33 protein-coding genes are annotated in these 24015 nt (G+C 40.2%); 6 read left to right on the top strand and 27 right to left on the bottom strand.

Annotated elements, in window-relative coordinates; all coding sequences use genetic code 11:
* Window positions 1-110: 110 nt before the first annotated feature.
* From DVR12_RS16505 to DVR12_RS16495, 3 genes are all read left to right on the top strand, one after another.
* On the top strand, window positions 111-821 hold the full coding sequence (locus DVR12_RS16505) for a YebC/PmpR family DNA-binding transcriptional regulator (protein ID WP_116976902.1): 711 nt from the start codon (window positions 111-113) through the stop codon (window positions 819-821).
* A 288-nt stretch (window positions 822-1109) separates the two neighbouring features.
* The gene (locus tag DVR12_RS28145) at window positions 1110-1235 is read left to right on the top strand and encodes a type II toxin-antitoxin system prevent-host-death family antitoxin (RefSeq protein ID WP_116976901.1); all 126 of its coding nucleotides are present in this window, start codon (window positions 1110-1112) and stop codon (window positions 1233-1235) included.
* Window position 1236: 1 nt separating this feature from the next.
* Complete coding sequence (locus DVR12_RS16495) at window positions 1237-1512, top strand: HipA domain-containing protein (RefSeq protein WP_116976900.1); 276 nt, start codon at window positions 1237-1239, stop codon at window positions 1510-1512.
* 105 nt (window positions 1513-1617) lie between these two features.
* On the opposite strand, the gene DVR12_RS16490 is transcribed toward DVR12_RS16495, so the two are convergent.
* Together DVR12_RS16490 and DVR12_RS16485 are read right to left on the bottom strand one after the other, a co-directional pair.
* The gene (locus DVR12_RS16490) at window positions 1618-2340 is read right to left on the bottom strand and encodes a response regulator transcription factor (protein ID WP_116977151.1); all 723 of its coding nucleotides are present in this window, start codon (window positions 2338-2340) and stop codon (window positions 1618-1620) included.
* 273 nt (window positions 2341-2613) lie between these two features.
* Window positions 2614-3570, bottom strand: a complete 957-nt coding sequence (locus DVR12_RS16485) for a D-2-hydroxyacid dehydrogenase (protein WP_116976899.1) — start codon at window positions 3568-3570, stop codon at window positions 2614-2616.
* A 39-nt stretch (window positions 3571-3609) separates the two neighbouring features.
* Here DVR12_RS16485 and DVR12_RS16480 point away from each other — a divergent pair, with 39 nt between their 5' ends.
* Entirely contained in the window at window positions 3610-3924 is a 315-nt protein-coding gene (locus DVR12_RS16480) for a hypothetical protein (RefSeq protein WP_116976898.1), read from the top strand.
* A 254-nt stretch (window positions 3925-4178) separates the two neighbouring features.
* On the opposite strand, the gene DVR12_RS16475 is transcribed toward DVR12_RS16480, so the two are convergent.
* Window positions 4179-6581, bottom strand: a complete 2403-nt coding sequence (locus DVR12_RS16475; RefSeq protein WP_116976897.1) for an alpha-ketoacid dehydrogenase subunit alpha/beta — start codon at window positions 6579-6581, stop codon at window positions 4179-4181.
* A gap of 199 nt (window positions 6582-6780) precedes the next feature.
* Here DVR12_RS16475 and DVR12_RS16470 point away from each other — a divergent pair, with 199 nt between their 5' ends.
* Together DVR12_RS16470 and DVR12_RS16465 are read left to right on the top strand one after the other, a co-directional pair.
* Window positions 6781-7191 (top strand): DUF1573 domain-containing protein, encoded by a 411-nt coding sequence (locus tag DVR12_RS16470; RefSeq protein WP_116977150.1) that lies wholly within the window; start codon window positions 6781-6783, stop codon window positions 7189-7191.
* A 109-nt stretch (window positions 7192-7300) separates the two neighbouring features.
* The gene (locus DVR12_RS16465) at window positions 7301-8500 is read left to right on the top strand and encodes a pyridoxal phosphate-dependent aminotransferase (protein WP_116976896.1); all 1200 of its coding nucleotides are present in this window, start codon (window positions 7301-7303) and stop codon (window positions 8498-8500) included.
* Window positions 8501-9673: 1173 nt separating this feature from the next.
* Here DVR12_RS16465 and carA read toward each other — a convergent pair.
* From carA to rplP, 24 genes are all read right to left on the bottom strand, one after another.
* The gene (gene carA / locus DVR12_RS16460; RefSeq protein WP_116976895.1) at window positions 9674-10786 is read right to left on the bottom strand and encodes a glutamine-hydrolyzing carbamoyl-phosphate synthase small subunit; all 1113 of its coding nucleotides are present in this window, start codon (window positions 10784-10786) and stop codon (window positions 9674-9676) included.
* A 138-nt stretch (window positions 10787-10924) separates the two neighbouring features.
* Entirely contained in the window at window positions 10925-11752 is an 828-nt protein-coding gene (locus DVR12_RS16455; RefSeq protein WP_116976894.1) for a hypothetical protein, read from the bottom strand.
* 110 nt (window positions 11753-11862) lie between these two features.
* Entirely contained in the window at window positions 11863-12342 is a 480-nt protein-coding gene (gene rplQ / locus DVR12_RS16450; protein ID WP_116976893.1) for a 50S ribosomal protein L17, read from the bottom strand.
* Between the two features lie 86 nt (window positions 12343-12428).
* Window positions 12429-13424, bottom strand: a complete 996-nt coding sequence (locus tag DVR12_RS16445) for a DNA-directed RNA polymerase subunit alpha (RefSeq protein ID WP_089760275.1) — start codon at window positions 13422-13424, stop codon at window positions 12429-12431.
* A 68-nt stretch (window positions 13425-13492) separates the two neighbouring features.
* Window positions 13493-14098 (bottom strand): 30S ribosomal protein S4, encoded by a 606-nt coding sequence (gene rpsD, locus DVR12_RS16440; RefSeq protein ID WP_116976892.1) that lies wholly within the window; start codon window positions 14096-14098, stop codon window positions 13493-13495.
* A gap of 150 nt (window positions 14099-14248) precedes the next feature.
* Complete coding sequence (gene rpsK / locus DVR12_RS16435) at window positions 14249-14650, bottom strand: 30S ribosomal protein S11 (protein ID WP_116976891.1); 402 nt, start codon at window positions 14648-14650, stop codon at window positions 14249-14251.
* 105 nt (window positions 14651-14755) lie between these two features.
* The gene (rpsM, locus tag DVR12_RS16430; protein WP_116976890.1) at window positions 14756-15136 is read right to left on the bottom strand and encodes a 30S ribosomal protein S13; all 381 of its coding nucleotides are present in this window, start codon (window positions 15134-15136) and stop codon (window positions 14756-14758) included.
* A gap of 60 nt (window positions 15137-15196) precedes the next feature.
* Complete coding sequence (gene rpmJ, locus DVR12_RS16425; protein WP_073083232.1) at window positions 15197-15313, bottom strand: 50S ribosomal protein L36; 117 nt, start codon at window positions 15311-15313, stop codon at window positions 15197-15199.
* Window positions 15314-15384: 71 nt separating this feature from the next.
* A complete protein-coding gene (infA, locus tag DVR12_RS16420; RefSeq protein ID WP_012789309.1) occupies window positions 15385-15603 on the bottom strand; it encodes a translation initiation factor IF-1 in 219 nt (72 codons plus the stop codon).
* Between the two features lie 149 nt (window positions 15604-15752).
* Window positions 15753-16553 (bottom strand): type I methionyl aminopeptidase, encoded by an 801-nt coding sequence (gene map, locus DVR12_RS16415; protein WP_116976889.1) that lies wholly within the window; start codon window positions 16551-16553, stop codon window positions 15753-15755.
* 118 nt (window positions 16554-16671) lie between these two features.
* Window positions 16672-18015 carry a preprotein translocase subunit SecY gene (gene secY / locus DVR12_RS16410; protein WP_116976888.1) on the bottom strand — a complete coding sequence of 448 codons (1344 nt, stop codon included), beginning with the start codon at window positions 18013-18015 and terminating at the stop codon, window positions 16672-16674.
* 78 nt (window positions 18016-18093) lie between these two features.
* Window positions 18094-18540, bottom strand: coding sequence for a 50S ribosomal protein L15 (rplO, locus tag DVR12_RS16405; protein WP_116976887.1), 447 nt, complete (start codon window positions 18538-18540; stop codon window positions 18094-18096).
* A gap of 124 nt (window positions 18541-18664) precedes the next feature.
* Window positions 18665-18850 (bottom strand): 50S ribosomal protein L30, encoded by a 186-nt coding sequence (gene rpmD / locus DVR12_RS16400; RefSeq protein ID WP_116976886.1) that lies wholly within the window; start codon window positions 18848-18850, stop codon window positions 18665-18667.
* Window positions 18851-18924: 74 nt separating this feature from the next.
* Window positions 18925-19443, bottom strand: a complete 519-nt coding sequence (gene rpsE / locus DVR12_RS16395) for a 30S ribosomal protein S5 (RefSeq protein ID WP_116976885.1) — start codon at window positions 19441-19443, stop codon at window positions 18925-18927.
* Window positions 19444-19492: 49 nt separating this feature from the next.
* Window positions 19493-19846, bottom strand: a complete 354-nt coding sequence (gene rplR, locus DVR12_RS16390; protein ID WP_116976884.1) for a 50S ribosomal protein L18 — start codon at window positions 19844-19846, stop codon at window positions 19493-19495.
* 91 nt (window positions 19847-19937) lie between these two features.
* Entirely contained in the window at window positions 19938-20492 is a 555-nt protein-coding gene (gene rplF, locus DVR12_RS16385; protein ID WP_116976883.1) for a 50S ribosomal protein L6, read from the bottom strand.
* A gap of 127 nt (window positions 20493-20619) precedes the next feature.
* Window positions 20620-21018, bottom strand: coding sequence for a 30S ribosomal protein S8 (rpsH, locus tag DVR12_RS16380; RefSeq protein WP_116976882.1), 399 nt, complete (start codon window positions 21016-21018; stop codon window positions 20620-20622).
* Window positions 21019-21144: 126 nt separating this feature from the next.
* Entirely contained in the window at window positions 21145-21414 is a 270-nt protein-coding gene (gene rpsN / locus DVR12_RS16375; protein WP_116976881.1) for a 30S ribosomal protein S14, read from the bottom strand.
* A gap of 20 nt (window positions 21415-21434) precedes the next feature.
* Complete coding sequence (gene rplE, locus DVR12_RS16370; protein ID WP_116976880.1) at window positions 21435-22010, bottom strand: 50S ribosomal protein L5; 576 nt, start codon at window positions 22008-22010, stop codon at window positions 21435-21437.
* The gene (gene rplX / locus DVR12_RS16365; protein ID WP_116976879.1) at window positions 22010-22348 is read right to left on the bottom strand and encodes a 50S ribosomal protein L24; all 339 of its coding nucleotides are present in this window, start codon (window positions 22346-22348) and stop codon (window positions 22010-22012) included. The genes rplE and rplX overlap by 1 nt, the downstream gene beginning before the upstream one ends.
* A gap of 169 nt (window positions 22349-22517) precedes the next feature.
* Window positions 22518-22886: a 50S ribosomal protein L14 gene (rplN, locus tag DVR12_RS16360; RefSeq protein WP_116976878.1), complete on the bottom strand. Its 369-nt coding sequence runs from the start codon at window positions 22884-22886 to the stop codon at window positions 22518-22520.
* Between the two features lie 72 nt (window positions 22887-22958).
* Entirely contained in the window at window positions 22959-23219 is a 261-nt protein-coding gene (gene rpsQ, locus DVR12_RS16355) for a 30S ribosomal protein S17 (protein ID WP_116976877.1), read from the bottom strand.
* A gap of 83 nt (window positions 23220-23302) precedes the next feature.
* The gene (rpmC, locus tag DVR12_RS16350; RefSeq protein ID WP_116976876.1) at window positions 23303-23503 is read right to left on the bottom strand and encodes a 50S ribosomal protein L29; all 201 of its coding nucleotides are present in this window, start codon (window positions 23501-23503) and stop codon (window positions 23303-23305) included.
* Between the two features lie 54 nt (window positions 23504-23557).
* Window positions 23558-23977, bottom strand: a complete 420-nt coding sequence (gene rplP, locus DVR12_RS16345) for a 50S ribosomal protein L16 (RefSeq protein ID WP_078666981.1) — start codon at window positions 23975-23977, stop codon at window positions 23558-23560.
* Window positions 23978-24015: the final 38 nt, after the last annotated feature.

Here is a 24015-nt window from a genome sequence, read left to right as displayed (position 1 = left end):
ACTGTCCGGTTTTTCTTTTTTCTTTAACGTAAAAAGGCCCTTTCCTCTAGCCAAAAAACATTATTTTTGCGTTCTAATTTTTACAAGTAACTAATATAGATACCACTCAAATGGGAAGAATATTTGAAGTAAGAAAATCGACCATGTTTGCCCGTTGGGACAAGATGGCGAAAGCATTTTCAAGAATCGGTAAAGAGATTGCGATTGCTGTTAAAGCTGGTGGCCCTGAACCTGATAATAACCCTGCCCTTCGCCGCTGTATTCAGAACGCTAAGGGTGTAAACATGCCTAAAGATCGCGTTGATGCTGCTATCAAACGCGCAATGGGTAAAGATAAAACTGATTATGAGGAAGTTGTATATGAAGGTTATGCTCCACACGGTGTTGCAGTAATCATCGATACTGCTACCGATAACACTACCCGTACGGTTGCCAATTTACGTATGCACTTCACCAAAGGTGGTGGAAGTCTTGGTAACAGTGGTTCCGTAGGTTTCCTTTTCAATCGCGTTGGCGAGTTTAAAGTAAAAAATGCCGGCCAGGATCTGGAAGAACTGGAATTGGAATTGATTGATTTTGGCTTGGAAGAAGTAGGAGAAGACAGCGAAGGAAATATCATTATCCGCGCTACATTCACTGAGTTCGGAAATATGTCAAAAGCCCTTGAAGATAAAGGGTTTGAAGTAATCAGCGCAGAATTGAAGCGTATTCCTTCTACTACAGTAGATTTGAATGAAGAACAAGCTAAAGAAGTGCTGGAACTGGTAGACAGATTAGAACAGGATGATGACGTTCAACAGGTATTCTACAACCTGAAATAATATTGAAAACGGTGTCTCCAAGGAGACACCGTTTTTTGTTTGTTACACCTTGAGGATTTACTGATTAAGAGTCAGTAGGTCTTGTTAACGAATTTTAAGATATGCCTTAGCTTAATCCTCCATTTATATCTCACTTAACAAGCAACAGCCTTTTAAAAAGCTGGGCAATCATTTGAACTCATCAGGTGTTGTTAGAGGAATTAAGTACGTATTTTAGTACGTATTTTAGTACGTATTTTAGTACGTATTTTAGTACGTATTTTAGTACGTATTTAAAAACAAACAAAAATGAGGGTAGTTAACTATTCTGAATTTCGCAGTCATTTGGCAGAAAACCTCAATGCTGTGAATGATGATAAAGAAATTGTAGTAGTATCTAGGGTACAGAGGAAGCATACTATCTCCTGCTTATGACATGGTTTCTACTGCACTTGTGATGCCAAGTGATGAAGAAGATCTGGCATTAACTTTAAATGCTAAAAAGAAAAAAATTAGGAGAAAAGATTTCGATGCAGCCTTTAAAACAATTAAAATAGAAGAAAAGCAAGGTATAAATATCTATAATAAAGTTAGTCGGTTTATTCCTAAGGCATTTGATTTCATTGATCAAAGTTTTCTAACCGAGACTGATAAAGAAGAATATAAGCGAATCATTCGCGAGAGGGCTAATAGATTGGAGTTGCAATTCTGATAGCTGCACGACAAATCATGAAAGCTTTCTTCCCCAACAATACAAAAGCGCCTACCGGGTGGTAGACGCTTTGTAATTAAGGTTAACTTCCTAAACCAAAAACAGCTAAACTTTTGCGATGGTATGAGACCGGTGCAAGGAGTTAGTAATAAACTTAAGTCCTTTGCCATGATAGGTCTCCAGTTTAATTGACGGGTCCTTTGCAATATGCTTGCGCAATCGGGTCAGATAAACGTCCATCACTCGGGATGCCAGGAAATCATCATTTCCCCAGATACAGGAAAGGATGTCATCCTTTTTCAGCTTTTTGTTTGAATTTTCGCATAGAAAGCGAAGCAACTCCGCTTCTTTTGGGGCCATACGAACATGGGTATCAGCATCTTTGTGTCTGATGTGATATTGAGAGTAATCGAAAATCAAGTTGCTAATGGTGTATACCACTCTTCTCTCACTCATTAGTAAACGACTGCGCTTCAGGTATACATCAATTCTGCAGAGTAATTCCTGCATATTAAATGGCTTAGTCACATAATCATCTGCTCCTGCTTCAAAGCCCTGTAATTTATCCTGCTCCAAATACCGGGAGGAAGTAAATATTATTGGTACATTTACATCCATTGAACGAATGTCGGCCGCTAATGCAAATCCATCCTTCTTAGGCATCACTACATCTAACAAACAAAGGTCAACAATATGTGACTGAAACCTTTCCCATCCCTCTTCTCCATTCTCACATAGGTTTACATTATATCCAGCTTTTTCCAATTGCCTTTTCACCACTTTGCCGAAAAAAATATCATCTTCTACTAATAGAATGCTTGGCTGCATGTTGTAACGTTGGTTTTTTGATAAGCGAATACAGATTTTAGTTGTAGCACCTCCAAACATATTAGGTGTAAAAGGTACGTTTATTCAAAAGTAAACAAGAAAATCAGAATGGAGATTATCCATCCTCGTTCACTTTTCGCCTCAAACATTCATTTCAATCATTCTCCAAATAGAAATACCCCGACCGATAAATTTTCCTGTTAATTAAACTCTCTATAATAAAAACAGGAAAAAAAATCGGCCGGGGTATTCCCCAATGAATTTTCTTAAAATTTATTTTACCACATTCGTCGGGTGTTCTCCCAAATATGACTTCAGATTTCCCACTACCCCATTCATCAATCGCTCCCTCGCCGCCAAAGTAGCCCAGGCAATATGAGGAGTGATGATCGTATTCGGTGCCCCTGGCAATGGGTTTTCTCCCCCCGGTGGCTCCACACTCAATACATCCAACGCTGCCCCGGCAATAATACCTTCCCTTAAAGCCTGTGCTAAATCCTGCTCCTGAATTAATGGCCCACGGCTGGTATTAATCAAAAAGGCCGAAGGCTTCATAGTCCGTAATAAAGCGAGATTCACAAATTCCTTATTCTCAGCCGTCAACGGACAGTGCAGCGACACAATATCTGCTTTCCTGAAACAAGTTGCCTGATCCGTAAATTCAACCCCTTCCATCGCATCTCTTTCCGGATGCTTGTGACTGGCTATTACTTTCATATTAAATGCCAAAGCAATTTTAGCCACCGACCGGCCAATTTGACCCAACCCTATTATTCCAAGTGTATTACCGGCCAGCTCTCTCAATGTTGTTTTCCAATAACTAAAATCCTGACTTCTGCTCCAATCTCCTGCCCTCACACTTGCTGCATGTTCCCCCACCTGATTGCATAATTCAAGAATCAGTGCAAATGTCAGCTGGGCAACAGCATCTGTACTATATGCCGGTACATTGGTTACTGTAATCCCTCTTTCTTTAGCTGCCTGAACATCCACAATATTGTAACCTGTAGCCATCACTCCTATATACTCAAGCGATTTCAACTCCTGGATTGCCTGGCTATTAACGATTGCTTTATTGGTCAAAACAATATTTGCATCCTTAGCCCGCTCTACTACCTGTGAAACAGGTGTTCTGTCATAAATAGTGACTTCCCCCAACTCTTTCAGCGCAGCCCAGTCGAGATCTCCCGGATTCAATGTATATCCATCTAATACTACTATTCGCTTCATATCTTACTTTCATTTATTTTTAGACTGAAAAAATATCCTATGCTCCATTTTATAGCAAAGAAATCTACATCCCTGCTGGATTCCAAAACAATAGGCGAATTCATCGATAACCTCGACCACAAGCTCAGCAGCAGTACGCTCGACAAGTTAGTAAGTATGCTGAATAAATACTATTATAAGATCAAATGTTCAGAACACCCGGATAGCGATGTCACAATTGAAATGGAATACCTGGGTCTGGGTAACAAAAAAATGGCTTTCTACCTGTCTCCATGCTGCTGCACCGAATTTGAGAATCAAATTAAAGAAAAGTTACAGGATGTAATAGACAGAAATATAGGGGATGTGGAATAATTCTAACAGTGAAGAATATACGTAGTATAAAGTGAAATAATTATTAACTCCTGTTGCCGGGCTTTTCAAGTTTACCAAAACAACAGACATTTGTGCTGCCATAATGGGAAATAATATACTAAGCCTTACAACTGCTTAACTTTTAGTTTTAGAAGCCGCTATACCGCAGATTTGATGCTGTTTAGCGGCTTCGCCAATTAAAAGAGGGTGTCTTTTTGAGACACCCTCTTTCTATATAAATTCAAATCAATTGATTATTCCTGCATCATATCCATTACCACGCTGATTACATCTTCAACATTAGGTTTAGAGAAGTAATCACCATCAGAACCATATGCCGGGCGGTGTGCCTGAGCGCTTAAAGTACGAGGAGCAACATCCAGCCAACGATATCCATTTTGTTTTTCAATCACTTCCTGGAACATATAGGCAGTGCCACCTCCAGGTACATCTTCATCAACAAAAAGAATACGATTGGTCTTCTTCAGAGAAGCTACAATGCTTTGATGAATATCGAATGGTAACAGTGTTTGTACATCTATCAGTTCGCAAGATACCCCAGCTTCTTCCAATGCAACAATAGCTTCTTCTACGATCCGGGTAGTAGAGCCGTAAGTAACAATTGTGATATCGCTACCTTCTTTCAATACTTCAGGTATACCCAGTGGTACAGTGAATGTTTCCAGATTGCTAGGCAACTTTTCTTTCAGACGGTAGCCATTTAGTGATTCAATCACAATTGCCGGTTCATTTGCCTGTAATAAAGTATTGTACATACCGGCTGCCTGCACCATGTTTCTTGGAACGCATACTCTCATTCCTCTGAGTGAATTAATAATCATTCCCATTGGAGATCCGCTATGCCAGATGCCTTCCAGGCGGTGGCCACGGGTACGTACAATCAGTGGGCAATGCATTAACCCTTTAGTGCGGTATTGTAATGAAGCCACATCATCGCTCAGTGGCTGCAAACCATATAATAAGTAATCGAGGTATTGAATTTCTGCAATGGGTCTGAGTCCTCTCAGGGCCATACCAATACCCTGCCCCATGATAGTGAGTTCACGGATACCGGTATCTGAGATACGGTCTTTACCATGCTTTTGCTGAAGGCCAGCAAATCCCTGGTTAACGTCTCCGATTTTACCAACATCTTCTCCAAAAGCAAATACTTTGGGATTATGGGTAAATAACTGATCAAAATACTTGTTCAATATTTCGTAGCCGTTCACCATAATGCTTTCGCTATCGTAGTTTGCCGGTACTTCAGGTACATTCATGGCTGAATTTACTCCTGAAGCATAGAGGAAGCTATTATAGCTTTCTCTTTCTGTTTGAAGATAGTTATCATACCAATGTTGTAATCCCTGAACCAGAGGGTTATTTTTTAAAGCTCTGTGACGCAATAAAATAGCAGCACAGTTTTTAAGAATATCTCTGCGTTGTGGTTCTCTGTTGTTTTGAAGATCACGGATTGTTACGTTGATCAGGGTTGCATCAGCACCTTCTAAATTAGCGATTGGAGTTGCTAAAGCAGCAAATGACTGAACATGCTCCTTAATTGGAACAAGATATTTTTCCCAGGCCGACCTCCGTGCTTCCTGTGCTCTGGATTTAGCTTCGGCTTCAAGAGCAACAAGTGTTTCCTCATCTGCCAGTGCATTTTCAAGTATCCAGGAACGCATCTTTATATTACAATCAAATTCGCGCTCCCATGCCAGGCGCTCCTTGCTCTTATAGCGTTCATGAGATCCGCTGGTTGAGTGGCCCTGGGGTTGAGTGATCTCTTCCACATGGAAAAGAGCAGGAACGTGAGTGTCGCGGATTTTCTGTATGGCGGCTTCGAAAACCTCGCACATACCTGCATAATCCCATCCCTTCACGTTATATATATCAAAGCCATTGGAATCTTTCGTTTTGCGGAAACCTTCCAATGCAGCACTGATTGAACCTTTTGTAGTTTGAAATTTACGGGGAACCGAAATACCGTAACCATCATCCCATACAAACACAGCCATTGGTACCTGTAAAACACCGGCGGCATTTATAGTTTCCCAGAAATGGCCTTCTGAAGTAGAGGCATCACCTATGGTAGTAAAGCATATTTCATTACCATTATTGGATAAGCCCGAAAACTCCTGCAAAGATGGAACTGTACGAAATAACTTGGAGGCATAGGCTAATCCTAAGGATCTTGGCATCTGACCGGCAGTTGGAGCCATATCGGCGGCAGAATTTTTCATATCTACCAGATTATACCAATTACCGTCATTGTCAATATTTGGCGTCGCAAAATGTGAATTCATCTGTCGCCCACCCGAAAACGGGTCGTGCTGGACGTCTGGATCTGCGTATAATTGCGAGAAAAATTGCTCAGGCGTGGCAATACCTGTGGCAAACGCAACAGTCTGGTCGCGATAATAACCGGAACGAAAGTCGCCTTGTTTAAAATACTTGGACATAGCAATCTGCGCCACTTCTTTTCCATCTCCAAATATTCCAAACTTAGCCTTGCCTGTAAGCACTTCCTTACGGGCAAGCAAACTCACTTCCCTGCTTTCGCAAGCCAGGCTGTAGTCATTTAATACTTCCTTACGGAATTCTTCGAATGACAACCGGCTTTCTATTTTCATAGCTAGTTCGTTATTTTCTATCATGCCTCATGGTTAAAGTACAAAAGTAACGTTAATTACACAGTTCAAAAATGCTGGAAATCTTTCATTTAAAATAATCTGATTTTTTTTAATAAGAATTTAATAAATTGTAATCTAAGTAATACTTTTTGGCTGTAAATTTGTTCATAGCAAGAAAGATATCAATAATTTTTAACCGTCGCATTAAAAGCATCATATGAAAATGAAAAAATTCATCTTATCCCTGTTTGCAAGTTTACTGTTTACAACCGCACTTTGGGCTCAAGCGGCAACCCCGGCTCCAAATCCTGCAGACAGCAAAGTAAAATTCGCTAAAGAAACTATCGATTTTGGAAAAACTGATTTGAACAAACCTGTTACCGTAGAATTTGAATTTACCAATATATCTAAGGAACCAGTTATCATCGAAACTGCTCGCGCAAGTTGCGGATGTACTACTCCAAAATGGACACAAGAGCCAGTTGGACCTGGAAAGAAAGGTAAGGTAACCGCGAGCTACAGCGCTAACGGTGTGGGTCAGCAGAACAAAACCATCTGGGTTAAATTCAGAGGTGTAGATATGGATAAAGAGTTACACCTGACAGGTACTGTAGGTGGTACTAACAACAAGTAAGCACTAACTACACTTAAATAATTAACTAAGACCTTGCAGCACAAGCTGTAAGGTCTTTTTGTTGCCTATAGTATCCTATCTTTGCAATGTAAAGAATCAAAACAATTTTATGCCTACCATTAGTCAGAGGGGAGAGCAAATGCCTCCTTCTCCTATCAGAAAGCTGGTTCCATATGCGGAAGCCGCTAAGAAGAAAGGAACAAAGGTCTATCACCTGAACATCGGGCAACCCGATATTGAAACACCAAAACAAATGCTGGATGCTGTTCGCCATTCCGATTTTAAAATCCTGGAATATAGCCACAGCGCAGGAAATGAAAGTTATCGTCGTAAATTGGTCGAATATTACAACCGCTTTAATATTTCGGTAACCCACGAACAGATTATTGTTACAACTGGTGGTTCTGAGGCTATAGTATTCGGTTTTATGGCCTGCCTTGATCCAGGAGATGAAATTATTGTACCTGAACCTTTTTACGCTAATTACAATGGATTTGCAATTGAAGCAGAAGTAAAGATTAAAACAATTACTTCAAGCATCGATACAGGATTTGCACTTCCTGCAATGGCTGATTTCGAAAAAGCCATTACTCCCAAAACCAAGGCTCTCCTGATTTGTAACCCGAATAACCCAACGGGATACCTATACAGCAAGGAAGAAATGGAGGTATTGAAAGAACTATGCTTAAAATATAACCTGTTTCTCTTTTCTGACGAGGCGTACAGAGAATTCTGCTACAGCGGAACTCATTTCAGTGCAATGAACCTGGAAGGTCTGGAAGAAAATGTTATCCTGATGGATACTATTTCTAAGCGATACAGTGCATGTGGTGCCAGACTTGGAGCATTTGTAACTAAAAATCAGGCTGTTCTTAATGCAGCAATGAAATTGGCACAAGCCAGATTAAGTCCTCCTTCTTTCGCTCAGATTGCAGCTGAAGCAGCAGTAGATCTGCCGTTGGATTATTTCGATAGTATTAAGGCTGAATATCAAAGCCGTCGTGATATCCTCGTACAGATGCTGAATGAGATTCCAGGGGTTTATTCTCCGAATCCTGGTGGTGCTTTTTATGCAATGGCTAAATTACCTATTGATGATGCTGACAAATTCTGCCAGTGGATACTGGAATCTTTCAGTTTCGAAGGGCAAACCGTCATGATGGCACCTGGAACTGGCTTTTATGCCACTCCCGGACTAGGAAAAGACGAAGTTAGACTGGCATATGTGCTGAATCAGGACGATATTCGTCATGCTATGGTCTGTTTGGCAGAGGCTTTAAAAGTATATCCTGGTAATACTTCCAAATAATTTTTGCTCCGAAAGCAAAACAAAACGATGTTATAGAGCAGCGACATATATTAAAAATAATTCTATATTTATATTTTAGCACAAAAAATAGATTTTTTTAGGTGATGTGCTTGGAATTTTGATGTTTTATTTTGTATATTTGATGTATAAATAACAATAACGACAAAAATTTTCAAAATATAAATTATTTACATATACGATGGACTGCAAAATCTAAACTTGTTTAAGAAAAATTTAACCTGCTTTTTTTCTTAGTAAGTGTATTTGGTCCGACCTTTGACCTATCAACTTTATAGAAAGAATTATCAACTTTCTGTAAAACTCAAAGAATGACTAAAACGTTTTAGCAAAATATCGTATTTTTGTATCAGTTTTTCATAACGTGGAATTTATAAAGGCAAACGGCTCTGATCGCAGAGCCGTATTTTTTTGTCCATATCTCCCCCGAATACCCCATTTTTTGCCAAAAATTACCCGTAAATCTATCATTTTAGAAATAATTCCGAAAATATTCGACTTCCAGTTTACCTTTTTTCTATAATATTGTTATGTAATAAAACGGGCGAATAACCTGATAGTTATTTCGTTTGTTTTCATAACGTGGAATTTTAAAATGCATCGGTCCCGATTCTTCGGGACCGTCTCTTTTTCTCGCAAAGCAACTTAAGTTGAATTAAGATTTTTCTGTTTGATTCTCTTTTTCTGTAACCTCATGGTAGTATGGCCTAAAGAAGTGACTTAAACCTATATTTTTCTCAACCTGGTGCCTATATGGTTTCCATTGTTTAAACAGGAGACTTGAGCCTATACTTCTCTCCTTAATTCTTAAAACTAAAACCTGGCCTATATGGTTTCCGTGGCCGAAATAAGCGGCTTAAACCTATGTTCATCTTCATATTTCTTAACATGGAATAAGAGCCTATGTGATTTCCATGTTCTAAATAGGTGTATTAAACCAATACTTTTCTCCTTAATTCTTAAAACAATCTGAGATAGATGGTTTCCCTGGTGTAAATAAGAGACTTAAATCTTCAACATACCTGATTTCCATAAGTTCTAAATAAAAAAGAGCAAAGCTGAAGTAATTAAACCTCAGCTTCGCTCTTTTAATTCTTTATATAACTTAAAACAAACTTTTACTCCTTTGCGAGAAAACGAGAAAACGAGAAAAAATTATGCTTTATGCTTACGGATCATTGTGAAGAAGTCATCAAACAAATAACGGCTGTCAAAAGGCCCAGGAGTTGATTCAGGGTGATATTGCACGCTAAATGCTGGTTTATTTTTAATCTTGATTCCTTCTACTGTACCATCATTGAGGTTTACGTGTGTTACTTCAACATTCTCACTAGCTGCAATTGCTTTAGCATCTACTGCAAATCCGTGGTTCTGTGTAGTGATTTCGCAAACACCTGTTTGGAGGTTCTTAACCGGATGATTTAATCCACGGTGGCCATGGTGCATTTTGTAAGTTGGTATATCATTAGCCAAAGCCAGGAGCTGATGACCTAAACAAATACCAAACATAGGTTTTTCTGCTGCAAGAATCTTTTTCACAGTGTCTACAGCATATTTCAAAGGAGCCGGATCACCAGGACCGTTTGAAATAAAGTATGCATCTGGTTTAAACTCTTCACAAACCTCAAATGGAGTATCTGTTGGAAATACCTGTAAATATGCTCCTTTTTCAGAAAGACATTTCAGCATATTTCTTTTCACTCCATTATCCAGAACTGCAATACGAATTTCTGCAGTTGGTTCACCTACGTTATATGCCTCTTTTGTAGTTACTTCCTGGCAAAGTGCTAAACCTTCCATTGAAGGCACTTTAGCCAATTCTGCTTTCAACTGTTCAACATCCAGCGTTTCAGATGAGATAATACAGTTCATTGCTCCTTTGCTTCTGATATGAGATACCAAAGCACGGGTATCTACATCATAAATAGCTACCAATCCATTATCGGTCAGGAACTTTTCCAATGATTCGTCTGCCATTTTCCTGGAATAGTTGTAGGAAATATTCTTAGCAATCAAACCACTGATTTTAACACTGCTACTTTCAACATCTTCTTGTTTGGTACCATAGTTACCAATATAGCAGTTGTTCATGATAAGTACCTGTCCTTTGTAAGAAGGGTCTGTAAACACTTCCTGGTAACCCGTCATACCGGTATTGAAAGCTAATTCACCGGCAGCTGTGCCAATTTTCCCAAAAGCTTTTCCCTGAAAAACCGTACCGTCGTCTAACAGCAGTATGGCAGGTTGGATGGTTCGTGTCTGAGGCATTTGTGGTATCTGTCTGTTTTATATTTTAAAAAAAACCTTCAAGGGTGTTTGTGGCCCTGAAGGTTCGGATAAAAAACCGTGCAAAGTTATGAAAAGCAACAGTTAAATACAGATTTTTTTTGCCTCAATTATAATATGTTACTTAATTTTTACAGATTTCAGTATTCTTTGGGCTACTTGTTGCCCAATTTGGTCATCGTCTCTATAGTTTATAAGGATTTGCCAGCGGTTACTTCCTTTAATCATTATCAGATTTGAAAAGGATAACCGTAGCGCTCCCTTATACATATAATTACCCTCTTCCAATACTCCGGGCACTCCAGAAATCAGTACAGGAACCGATTTGCAAGTAATATCGGTAGCTGTTTCCTTCATTTGCAGGCTCAAATGGGAGGCTGCCATAGCATCTTCAAGCGTATTTGAAACATTAGGCTGATAACTATGCATGTTTACAGTAATCCTCAAGCCTCCCTCCTCTTCATTACTATAACTCTTTGCATATTCTATGGTTTTAGCCATTTCTGTTTCCAGCGGCTGGTCATGAATCCATAATTTAACAGGACTGCTAATTTCGAGGGCTTGCCGGCCTATTGTAGCAGTATGCCAGGAGCTATATAAATAGGAAGATGGAACTTTACTGTAGAAGAAGGATATAACGGCTTTCTTGCCGAACAGGCTTCCTGTAACAGCCAGTAGTACGAAAAAGACTGAAAAGAAAAGTATGAGTTTCCCTTTATTGGCAGGTTGAAATACTCTTTTTAGCCAGGTGCCAATGGCATTGGGCTCTTTAGATTCAATGGTTATTCCCACCATACGAACATATTCACTAAATGAAGTCAGCGGATGCTGAGCCCGCCAATCGGCAAAAGTAGGTTGCAATTTCTTGCTACAGATATCGCAAAAGGTAAGATATTCAGATTTAAGTGGATTCGGATGCCCACAGTTGTCACAGCGCAGGTACTTCATAGGAGTAGATCGTATATACAAAGTAATATTACGAAATTTTTCTATTTATTTAGGAATAAAAAAAGACAAAGCAGGGCTTTGTCTTTTTTCGACTATTGTTTAGCAAAAAACTATTCAGCTGCTGGAGTTTCAGTTGCTTCAGTTGCTGTAGCTTCGTCTGCTTTCTTCTTAGCACCACCAGCGCGGCGAGTTTTCTTAGCAGGAGCTTTTTCAGTTGTTTTACCGTAAACTTCGTTGAAGTCAACCAGTTCGATCAATGCTACTTCAGCGTTATCCCCAACTCGTTTACCCAGTTTAATGATACGGGTATAACCACCTGGGCGGGTAGCGATTTTCTCACTGATAGTGCCGAACAGTTCCTTGATAGCTTCTTTATCTTGCAGGTAGCTAAACACGATTCTGCGGTTGTGAGTAGAATCGGTTTTGCTTCTTGTCAGGATTGGTTCAACATAAACACGCAATGCTTTTGCTTTAGCAAGAGTAGTGGTGATACGTTTGTGGCTGATCAGTTCGCAAGCCAGATTAGACATCAGGGCTTTGCGGTGGGAAGCAGTTCTGCTTAATTTGTTTAATTTAACTCCGTGACGCATGACATTTTTGATTTAACCCTTACACCGTGTCAGGAATTGTAAGGTACTTTTAATGAGAACGTAATGAATTCATTACGTATGATAAACTATTCTTCTTCCAGTTTCAGTTTAGAAAGATCCATACCGAAGTGGAGACCTCTTTCACCTAATACCTGTTCAATTTCACTGAGGGATTTTTGACCGAAGTTTCTGAATTTCATCAGTTCTTCTTGTTCGTATTGAACGAGTTCGCTCAGGGAGTTGATTTTTGCTGCTTTCAGACAGTTGAAAGCACGAACGCTCAGATCCAGGTCTTCGAGAGGTGTTTTCAAAATCTTACGCAATTGCAGTGTTTGTTCATCCACTACATCTTCTTTTTCAGTGTCTTTAGTATCAAAGCTGATGTTTTCATCAGTGATGATCATAAGGTGTTGAATGAGGATGCGGGAAGCTTGTTTTACTGCTTCTTCCGGGTGGATAGTACCGTCAGTGACAACCTCCATTACGAGTTTCTCATAGTCAGTTTTTTGTTCCACACGGGTATTTTCTATGCTATACTTTACATTCTTGATAGGAGTAAAGATAGAGTCAATTGCGATGTAGCCAAATACAGCATCTTTGGGTTTGTTTTCCTCTGCAGGAACGTAACCACGACCTTTACCGATAGTAAGCTCGATGTCCATCTTTGCAGAAGGATCAAGGGTGCAAATCAGCAAATCCGGGTTCATGATTTGGAAAGAGCTGGTAGCTTTTTCGATCATGTCTGCACGGAATTCGGTTTTACCCTTAATTGAAAGCGTGATTTTCTCATTGGTCACGTCGTTCTCAGAAATCCTTTTGAAACGAACTTGTTTCAGGTTGAGGATAATCTCAGTTACGTCTTCGGTCACACCTTTCAGTGTAGCGAATTCATGATCAGCGCCTTCAATTTTGATACCCACAATGGCATAGCCCTCCAAAGAAGACAACAGTACGCGACGTAACGCATTACCGACAGTCACACCATAACCTGGTTCTAATGGACGGAATTCGAATTGAGCTTCAAAGTCGGTTGACTTTTGCAATACGATCTTATCAGGTTTCTGGAAATTTAAAATTGCCATTGATATGATAAATTTATTTGTTAATATAAGGCTAGTCCATGACCTGGGAGGTCATGGACTAATTATTATTACTTAGAGTACAATTCTACGATCAGTTGTTCCTTGATATTTTCAGGAACGCTCTCTCTCTCAGGATAAGCAATGAATACACCTTTCATTTCTTTCTCATTGTAATCCAGCCAGCTGAATTTAGGATTTTTTCCACGAATAACGCTGGTTAATGCAGAATTGTTTGCAGTCTTATTTTTCAGACTGATAACATCACCTGGTTTCAATTGATAAGAAGGAGTGTTAACAACGATGCCGTTAACGGTAATGTGTTTGTGAGACACGAGCTGACGAGCAGCAGGACGAGAAGGAGCGATACCCAGGCGGAAAACAGTGTTATCCAGACGGGCTTCGAGCAATTTGATCAATACCTCACCCGCAACACCTTTTCTACGAGTAGCTTCGTCGAACAGGTTACGGAACTGGCGCTCTAACAGACCGTAAGTATATTTCGCTTTTTGCTTTTCTCTCAATTGCAGTGCGTATTCGCCTAATTGTTTGCGTTTACGGTTTGCACCATGCTGACCCGGAGGGTTGCTGTTTTTACCTAAATACTTACCATTACCGAGAATGGGTTCACCAAAGATTCTTGAAATTTTGGTTTTTGGTCCAGTGTACCTTGCCATGTTTAAATATACTTTAGATTTTTTAGTTAATGATGCATGCTCTTCAAAAAATCTAAAACCTGATCATGCATCCAGTTATGAATAAACCACAACGTCCAAATACCAAGCATCGTGAGAAGCTTGGTATTTGGATATTGTGTATATATATTCCTATACTCTTCTTTTCTTAGGAGGACGGCAACCGTTGTGAGGCAGAGGAGTTACATCCTTAATCATGTTCACTTCGATACCGGAATTTGCGATTGCACGGATAGCGCTTTCACGACCAGCTCCAGGGCCTTTTACAAAAACATCAGCTCTTTTCAAACCAGAGTCCATAGCTACTTTAGCAGCATCTTGAGCAGCTAATTGAGCAGCATATGGAGTGTTCTTTTTAGAACCTCTGAAGCCCATTTTACCAGCAGAAGACCAGGAGATAACCTGACCATGCTTGTTGGTGATGCTGACGATGATGTTGTTAAAGCTAGCAGAGATGTGTACATCTCCGTAGATATCTACTTTTACTACTCTTTTCTTGCTAGGAGCAGTTTTTGTATTATTTGCTTTTGCCATAATGATTTAAATTCCAAATATGAAATTCCACATCCCAAATTCCTGACTCACTGTCATTGAAACCCCGCTGATTCGGACTGGGATTTCAATCTGGGATTTTATTTATTATTTCTTAGTTGCTTTTTTCTTACCAGCCACTGTCTTACGTTTACCCTTACGAGTACGGCTGTTAGTACGTGTGCGCTGACCTCTAACCGGTAAGCCTTTCCTGTGACGCAGACCGCGGTAGCAAGCGATATCCAGCAAACGCTTGATATTCATCTGTACTTCAGAACGCAGTTGACCCTCTACCTTAAACTCGCCGTTGATAATGTTACGGATGGCAGCTTGATCATCGTCATTCCAATCCTTCACTTTTTTATTTACATCAATTTCCGCCTTGTTCAGGATATATTGGGCGGAAGAACGGCCTATACCGAAAATATAGGTGAGACCAATTTCTCCTCTTTTATTTTTAGGAAGATCTATACCGGCTATACGTGCCATATTTCTATTTTAGATTTTATATGATTCTGATTAAAAAATCAAATTCCGTCAAGTCTGAAATTATCCCTGACGTTGTTTGAAGCGAGGGTTCTTTTTGTTGATTACCAACAGAACACCTTTTCTACGAACTATTTTACAATCCGCACTTCTTTTTTTGATTGCAGCTCTTACCTTCATGATTATTACTTTATAAAAGGTTATGATATTTAATTAATTTCTTTCCTATCTCCTCAATCTCAACAAATGCCTTATTTGTATCTGAAAATAATACGGCCTCTTGACAGGTCGTATGGGCTCATCTCAACGCCCACCTTATCTCCGGGCAGAATGCGTATATAGTGCATTCTCATTTTTCCAGAAATGGTGGCCAGGATCTCATGCCCGTTTTCCAGTTTTACACGGAACATAGCGTTCGATAAGGCTTCTAAAATAATTCCATCCTGTTTAATGAGTGCCTGTTTTGCCATAAAAATTTTTAGGACTGCAAAGATAGCATTTATCTTTTGAAATAGAAAAAATTACCTCGATTATTATTATTATTGCCAGTTTTTTTACCGAATCCTGTCTAATTACTCAAAAAATCCTATCTGATATTAAACAAATCCTTAATAAATGACTAGTAATTTGTATTCAAAGCAGGGTTATTTTTCTCTGCTTTTTCAATTTCGGTGAAAGAAGATAAAATATCAGCTTTCCCCTTTCCTACAGCCACTGTATGTTCGAAATGAACGGAAGGACTTCCATCGCGGGTTACCACGGTCCATCCATCCTCCATATACTCAACATCCTTAGATCGCAGGTTAATCATTGGTTCTATGGCAATTACCAGTCCTTCCTTCATAATAGGTCCGCTTCCTCTCTTTCCATAGTTAGGAACCTGCGGATCTTCATGCAGATGGCGGCCAAGGCCATGACCAACTAATTCTCTCACTACACCGTATCCTCTGTCCTTCTCTGTATATTCCTGAACTGCGTAGGAAATATCTCCAACGCGGTTTCCGGCTACTGCTTTTTCAATGCCTTTGTAAAGTGCTGCTTTGGTAGCTCCCATTAAACGAAGCACATTTTCAGGCACATTACCGATTGCGAAAGTATAGGCACTGTCTGAATGAAATCCATTCATATACACCCCTACATCCACTGTAATAATATCGCCATCTTTCAAAACATAGTCATTAGGGATTCCGTGAACTACTGCTTCATTTACAGAAATACAGCAGGCATTTGGAAAGCCTTTATAGTTTTTGAAAGAAGGAGTTCCACCATTGTCAACGATATACTTATCAGCAATTGCATCTACTTCGAGAGTGGTCATACCGGGTTTCAGCTTACTGGCCACTTCAGCCAGGGCATTACTTAGGATATGTGCACTCTTACGTATCAGCTCTATTTCTTCCTTCGTCTTATAGTGAATCATAACAATCCTTGTTTCTGCGGGTAAAAGCTTACCCTATCAAAAAATAATATAGCCACTAAAGCTTTGATGCTTCTGTGGCTATTTTATTGTGCATGAAGCGCTTGCGCGCTCAATTACTTTATGCATTAGCCGGGGCAGTTCTGCCTTTGATACGGCCGGTGCTCATCAGACCATCGTAATGGCGCATGAGCAACTGGCTTTCGATCTGTTGCAGGGTATCCAGGATAACACCTACCATGATCAGGAGGGAAGTACCACCGAAGAACGTAGCAAAGTTACTGTTGATTTTGAATGCAGCAGCCAGACCAGGGAGTACGCCCACTAAAGCCAGGAAGAAAGCGCCTGGTAAAGTGATACGATCCATTACGGCACCGATATAATCGGCAGTTGCCTTACCTGGTTTAACACCTGGAATGAAACCGTTGTTACGTTTCATTTCATCTGCCATCTGAGTTGGGTTGAAGATCAACGCAGTATAGAAGTAGGTAAAGATAATTACCAGCAATCCAAAGATCAGGTTGTAGTAACCATTGGTGTGATCGCTGAAGATGCGGATAAATCCTGAAGCGCTTTCAGAGTTGGTAGCGAAACCAACAACGGTAGCAGGAATAAACATGATTGCCTGAGCAAAGATGATAGGCATAACACCGGCAGCATTCACTTTCAGCGGAATGAACTGGCGTACACCACCATATTGTTTATTACCAACGATACGTTTAGCGTAGTTTACAGGGATTTTACGGGTACCTTGTACCAGCAGAATCAGACCTATTGTAATTAAAATAAAGATCGCAATTTCAATAAGGAACAGGATCGGGCCACCCCCTTCACCTGCCACTTTACTGGAGAACTCTTGCACGAGCGCCTGCGGTAAACGGGCTAATATACCCATCATGATAATGATAGAAGTACCATTACCAATTCCTTTATCAGTGATCTTTTCACCTAACCACATTACGAACAGCGTACCAGCTGTTAATATTACGGTAGTGGAAAGCCAGAAGAAGAAGGTACCATATTCAGCGATAATAGCGTTACCGGAGTTATTACGTAAGTAAGCTACGTAAGCACTAGCCTGTAAACCTGTTACTATTACTGTGAGATAACGGGTATATTGGTTGATCTTTTTACGCCCACTTTCACCTTCTTTCTGCATCTTCTGGAAACTAGGAACCGCTATTGTTAATAACTGAATAGCGATAGAAGCAGAGATGTAGGGCATGATACCTAATGCGAAAATAGATGCTCTTGAGAAGGATCCACCGGCAAACATATTTACCAGACCAAGGATACCCTGGTTAGATGATTTCTCAAAATTAGCTAATGCATTAGCGTCGATGCCAGGCAAAGCGATATAGGATCCTACACGGTAAATGAGGACCAGGAGCAGGGTGGTCAGAATGCGATTACGCAGGTCCTCAATACTCCAGATATTCTTAATCGTTTCGATAAATTTCTTCACAGGAAGATAAAGGTTTAATAGCGCTATTAAATATGAAAAGACGCACTACTCCGTAGGCGTCTCCTCAGTCGTAAAGTCTTATACCAGTTCTACTGATCCACCTGCAGATTCGATGGCCTGTTTAGCTTTTTCGCTGATTGCGTTTACTTTAACAGTCACTTTAGTTTTAAGTTCGCCGTTAGCGAGGATTTTAACTTTAGCGGTACTGTTAATCAGACCATTCATATACAGAGTATCCAGATTAAACTCCTGGAGACCATATTTTTCAACTAATTGATCAAGCTGGCCCAGGTTGAAGATTGTATATTCTTCGCGGTTATTGTTTTTGAAGCCACGTTTAGGCATACGACGCTGAATTGGCATCTGGCCACCTTCGAAGCCTCTTTTGCTAGCATAACCAGCGCGTTGTTGAATACCTTTGTTACCTTTTGTAGAGGTACCACCTTTACCGGAAGCCTCACCACGTCCGAGACGTTTTTCTTTATGTACAGCGCCTTGTGCTGGCTGTAATGAATGTAAGTTCATGTTAGTTAATTGTTTTTACTTGCGCGGAAATCAACCGCTCGCTTTATTTTAAAATAAAAATGGTAAAGTCACAAATGTAAAGGTAAGATTATCGTAAGACAATCCCACAGCAGTGTTACTTCAATTAAGCGTTAACTGTTTCTACCAATACAAGGTGATTCACTTTGCGCACCATACCCAGGATCTGAGGAGTTGCTTCTACTTCTACAGTAGCGTGCATTTTAGTCAGCCCCAGTGCCTTCAAGGTCAGTTTTTGCCTTTCTGGGCGGTCAATACCACTTTTCACTTGAGTGATCTTAATCTTTGCCATAAATCCCTATCCGCGTAGGCGGAGTAATTTAATTGTTAATGATATATTTTCAAAAATTTTCCCGGAAGCAAGAATTATCCGTTGAAAACTTTCTTCAGGGCAACGCCTCTGGTTTTAGATACGCTAATTGGTTCGCGCAGTAAGCCTAAAGCTTTGAAGGTAGCTTTTACCACGTTGTGTGGGTTAGCAGAACCTAAAGATTTAGCCAATACGTCGGTTACACCAGCACTTTCCAATACAGCACGCATAGAACCTCCCGCGATTACACCAGTACCATGAGCAGCTGGTTTAATCAATACTTTAGCAGCACCTTCTTTTGCAAGTTGGTCGTGAGGAATGGTACCATGCATTACAGGAACCTTAATCAGGTTCTTTTTAGCATCATCTATACCTTTAGTGATAGCCTGCTGTACTTCTTTAGCTTTACCAAGACCGTGACCTACCACGCCGTTTTCGTTACCTACAACAACCAGAGCGGAGAAACTAAAAGTACGACCGCCTTTGGTGGTTTTAGTAACACGGTTGATCGCCACAACTTTTTCTTTCAGCTCAAGATCACCAGCCTTTACTTTATTGAATGAATTCTTTGCCATTTTATTTTATAAGAATTACTTGTTCAGAATTAAAATTCGGACTTCGTGATTAAAACTGAAGACCGCCTTCTCTTGCACCATCAGCAACGCTTTTCACGCGGCCATGATATAAATAACCACTTCTGTCGAAAACACAAGTAGTAACGCCCAAAGCGATAGCTTTAGCAGCTAAGGCTTTTCCAACCAATACTGATTTTTCGCTTTTAGTACCTTGCTGAGCTTTGATATCCTTATCACGGGAAGAAGCTGCTGCCAGGGTAGTGCCATTGGTATCATCTATCAATTGCACATAAATATCGCTATTGCTGCGAAATACAGATAATCTTGGTTGCTTAGCAGTACCGGAGATTTTCTTACGGATGCGATAGCGGATTTTCTGTCTCCTGTTAACTTTTGTGCTCATTTTGAGTTTTTATTTTATTATCCCGATGCTGCCGGGATAGCTGTTAAAACCGGCTAACCAGTCGGAAAGACTGATTAGCCAATTAATAATATTATTTACCAGCTGATTTACCAGCTTTTTTGCGAACCACTTCATCACTGTAGCGAACACCTTTACCTTTGTAAGGCTCTGGTTTACGCAGGCTACGGATTTTAGCAGCAACCTGACCCAGTAATTGGTTATCGATACCTTCCAACATGATCTTAGGGTTCTGACCTTTTTCAGTTAAGGTAGCTACCTTCAGTTCTTTTGGAATTTCGAAAACGATATTGTGAGAATAACCTAAAGAAAGATCCAGCAATTGACCAGAGTTAGCGGCTTTATAACCCACACCCACCAGTTCAAGTTGTTTTTTGAATCCTTCGGTTACGCCTTCAACCATGTTAGCCAGCAAAGCGCGGTATAAACCGTGTAATGCTTTGTGACGGATCTGATCGGTAGGACGAACTACGTTTAACACGCCGTCTTTCACTTCCACTTTGATATCTCTATCAATTACCTTTTTCAGTTCACCTTTAGGACCTTTTACGGTTACTTCATTGGCAGGAGAAACAGTAACTGTAACGCCGCTAGCCAATTTAATAGGACTTTTACCTATACGTGACATAACTTTAATTTAAAGTTGTTGATAAGTTGTTTTACCCCGTTATCTGTGTTCAGCGCCGTATAGAAAGCTTAATTGTCAGATAACACGAAAAGACAGACCAGACGACAACGTCTAGCCGGTCAATATATTAATAGATGTAGCAAACTACTTCGCCACCTACGTTTTGAGCTTTTGCTTCTTTATCGGTCATTACACCTTTAGAAGTAGAGATGATAGCGATGCCCAAACCATTTTTAACGCGTTTGAAATCTTCAGGTTTAGAGTATTGACGCAGACCTGGACGGCTAACACGTTGTAATTCCTGGATAGCAGGAACTTTGGAGATTGGGTCATACTTCAACGCGATTTTAATCACGCCTTGTTTGTTATCTTCTTCGAATTTGTATTTCAGGATATAACCTTTGTCATACAAAATTTCGGTAATACGTTTTTTCAGCTTAGAGGCTGGAATTTCCACAATCCTGTGGGTGGCCATTTGCGCGTTCCGGATACGGGTCAGGAAGTCTGCTATTGGATCAGTAACCATTGTTAAATAGTTTTGATAGATGTTTTACAATGCGATATCCAATCGTAATTAGATGGGAATCAAATAACTAGATTAAAAAGCGAAAAAGATTACCGGACAGAGGGAATCTGTACAGTATCTTATTGCTTACCAGCTGGCTTTTCTTACGCCAGGGATTTTACCAGCGAGAGCCAGGTCGCGGAACATGTTCCTGCAAATACCGAAGTGACGCATGTATCCTTTAGGACGACCGGTCAGTTGGCATCTGTTTTTCAGACGAACAGGAGACGCGTTTTTAGGAAGCTGATCCAGTGCAGTATAGTCACCAGCAGCTTTCAGGGTAGCGCGCTTTTCAGCAAACTTAGCTACCATAGCTTCTCTTTTTCTTTGTCTGGCTTTTACGGATTCTTTTGCCATAATTAAATTATCGTTTCGATTTACTGATTATCTTTTTTAATGTTCCTGAACGGCATGCCCATTTCTTTCAGCAGCTCGTAAGCTTCTTCGTTGGTTTGAGCAGTAGTAACGAAAGTGATATCCATACCGGAGATCTTAGTTACTTTATCGATGTCGATTTCAGGGAAAATGATTTGCTCAGTGATACCCAGGGTATAGTTACCGCGGCCATCGAAAGCTTTATCATTGATACCTTTAAAGTCACGTACGCGAGGTAATGATACAGCGATCAAACGATCCAGGAAGTCGTACATATTAGTACCACGTAAAGTTACGCGGGCACCGATAGGCATGTTCTTTCTGAGTTTGAAGTTAGAGATATCTTTCTTAGAAAGAGTAGCGATAGCTTTTTGTCCGGCGATGCGAGACATTTCATCTACTGCGATATCTACTAATTTTTTATCACCTACAGCACCATTGATACCTTGGTTCAGGCAGATTTTTTGCAGACGAGGAACTTGCATTACAGTTTTGTAATTGAATTTCTTCATCAGGGTCGCTTTAACTTCTTCCTGATATTTGGTCTGCAGTCTTGGAGTATATTTTGCGTTTGACATTACTTAATTACCTCCCCTGATTTTTTAGCGATACGAATTAATTTACCGTTTTCTCTTTGTCTGTTAACTCTGGTAGGTTGACCAGCTTTAGCATCCCACAGCAAAACGTTAGAGATAGCGATAGGCGCTTCCTGCTTAACGATACCACCTTTGGTATTTTGAGCAGTAGGCTTAGTGTGCTTGGTAATAATATTAACGCCTTCTACAATAACGCGGGCTTTGTCAGGTTGTACTTCAAGCACTTTACGTGGCTTAGTTCTGTCCTTGTCATCGCCGGCAATAACCGCAACCAGGTCGCCTTTTTTAATGTTGAATTTAGGCTTAAATCTAGTTTTCATTACTTTGATTTATTTATAAACGCCAAGCGAAACCATAGTTTCGCTTGATTAATGTTTTTCTCGTTCTTGCAAACGGGCTGCAAAGATAAGAAATATTTCGTGATTTTGAGATTTTGCCAAATTGCTGAAAAAATCAGCAGCAGGAACAAAATCTCAAAATCTTAATATTTTATAATACCTCAGGAGCGAGAGAGATAATTTTCATGTAACCTTTATCTCTCAGTTCACGGGCAACCGGACCGAAAATACGGGTACCACGAGGTTCGTCTGAGTTATTCAGCAGTACAACCGCGTTATCATCGAAACGGATATAAGAACCGTCTCTACGACGTAATTTGTTCTTAGTTCTAACGATTACCGCTTTAGTAACCATACCTTTTTTCACACCACCGCCAGGAATTGCATCCTTAACAGTCACTACAATCTTATCACCTACTTTAGCGTAGTCCTGACCTGAGTTTCCTAATACGCGGATGCAGAGTACTTCTTTAGCACCGCTATTATCAGCTACGCTCAGTCTTGATTCTTGTTGTATCATCGAAATGAGATTTGTTGTTTAGTCAGCGGCTGGCACCAGGGAAGCTGGCAGCAGCTTGAAACAAATGATAAATTATTTTACTTTTTCGATTACTTCTACCAATCTCCAGCATTTATTTTTGCTGAGAGGGCGAGTTTCTGCGATTCTCACAGTATCACCAATGCTGCACTCGTTGTTTTCATCGTGTGCAAGGAATTTGGTAGTTTTTTTCAGGAATTTACCATAGATCGGGTGCTTTACTTTACGCTCCACTTTCACAGTGATGGATTTATCCATTTTGTTACTGGACACCACACCAATCCTGGTTTTTCTTAATTTTCTTTCGGTCGTCATTGTTGAAAGTATTTAACCCTCCTGGGGGAGGACATAATTTGTTATACTAATGCTTTTCAGCAGTTCGGTGAGGAACTGAAGATCTAGAAGCCCAACTCTCTTTTACGCAGCTCGGTGCTCATACGAGCGATATCGCGTCTAACGCCGCGGATGCTCATTGGATTTTCGATTGGCGTAATTGCATGACCAAAGGTCATTTTCTTCAAGCGGAGTTTCTCAGCAGAGATTTTCTCTTTAAGATCTTGATCGCTCAGTCCTTTCAGATCCAGCTTTTCTTTTGCCATTGTATTGAGTTTGATACGGTCTTAGGGACCGGAATTTGAGTTATTGCCTAATGATTACGCAACGTAGTCACGGCTGGTTACGAATTTTACTTTGATCGGCAGTTTTTGAGCTGCGAGTTCCATAGCTTCTTTAGCTACCTGTAAAGGCACACCATCAGCTTCAAATAAAATTCTACCAGGTTTTACTACTGCTGCCCAATGGTCGGGAGCACCTTTACCTTTACCCATTCTCACTTCCAAAGGCTTAGCAGTGATTGGTTTATCAGGGAATATGCGAATCCAAACGTTACCTTCACGTTTCATGTGCCTTGTTAAAGCAACACGAGCAGCTTCGATCTGCCTGTCTGTGATCCACTTAGGTTCTAATGCTTTAAGGCCGAAAGTACCAAAGGAAAGGGTAGCGCCTCTTTTAGCGTTCCCTTTGATGCGACCTTTGTGCATCTTCCTGTGTTTCACTCTTTTTGGCTGTAACATCTTCTATGTTGTTAATGTTAATAGTAATTGTTAATATC

Source organism: Chitinophaga silvatica (assembly GCF_003419895.1).
GTDB lineage: Bacteria > Bacteroidota > Bacteroidia > Chitinophagales > Chitinophagaceae > Chitinophaga > Chitinophaga silvatica.
This window is presented reverse-complemented; position numbering and strand designations above follow the sequence as displayed.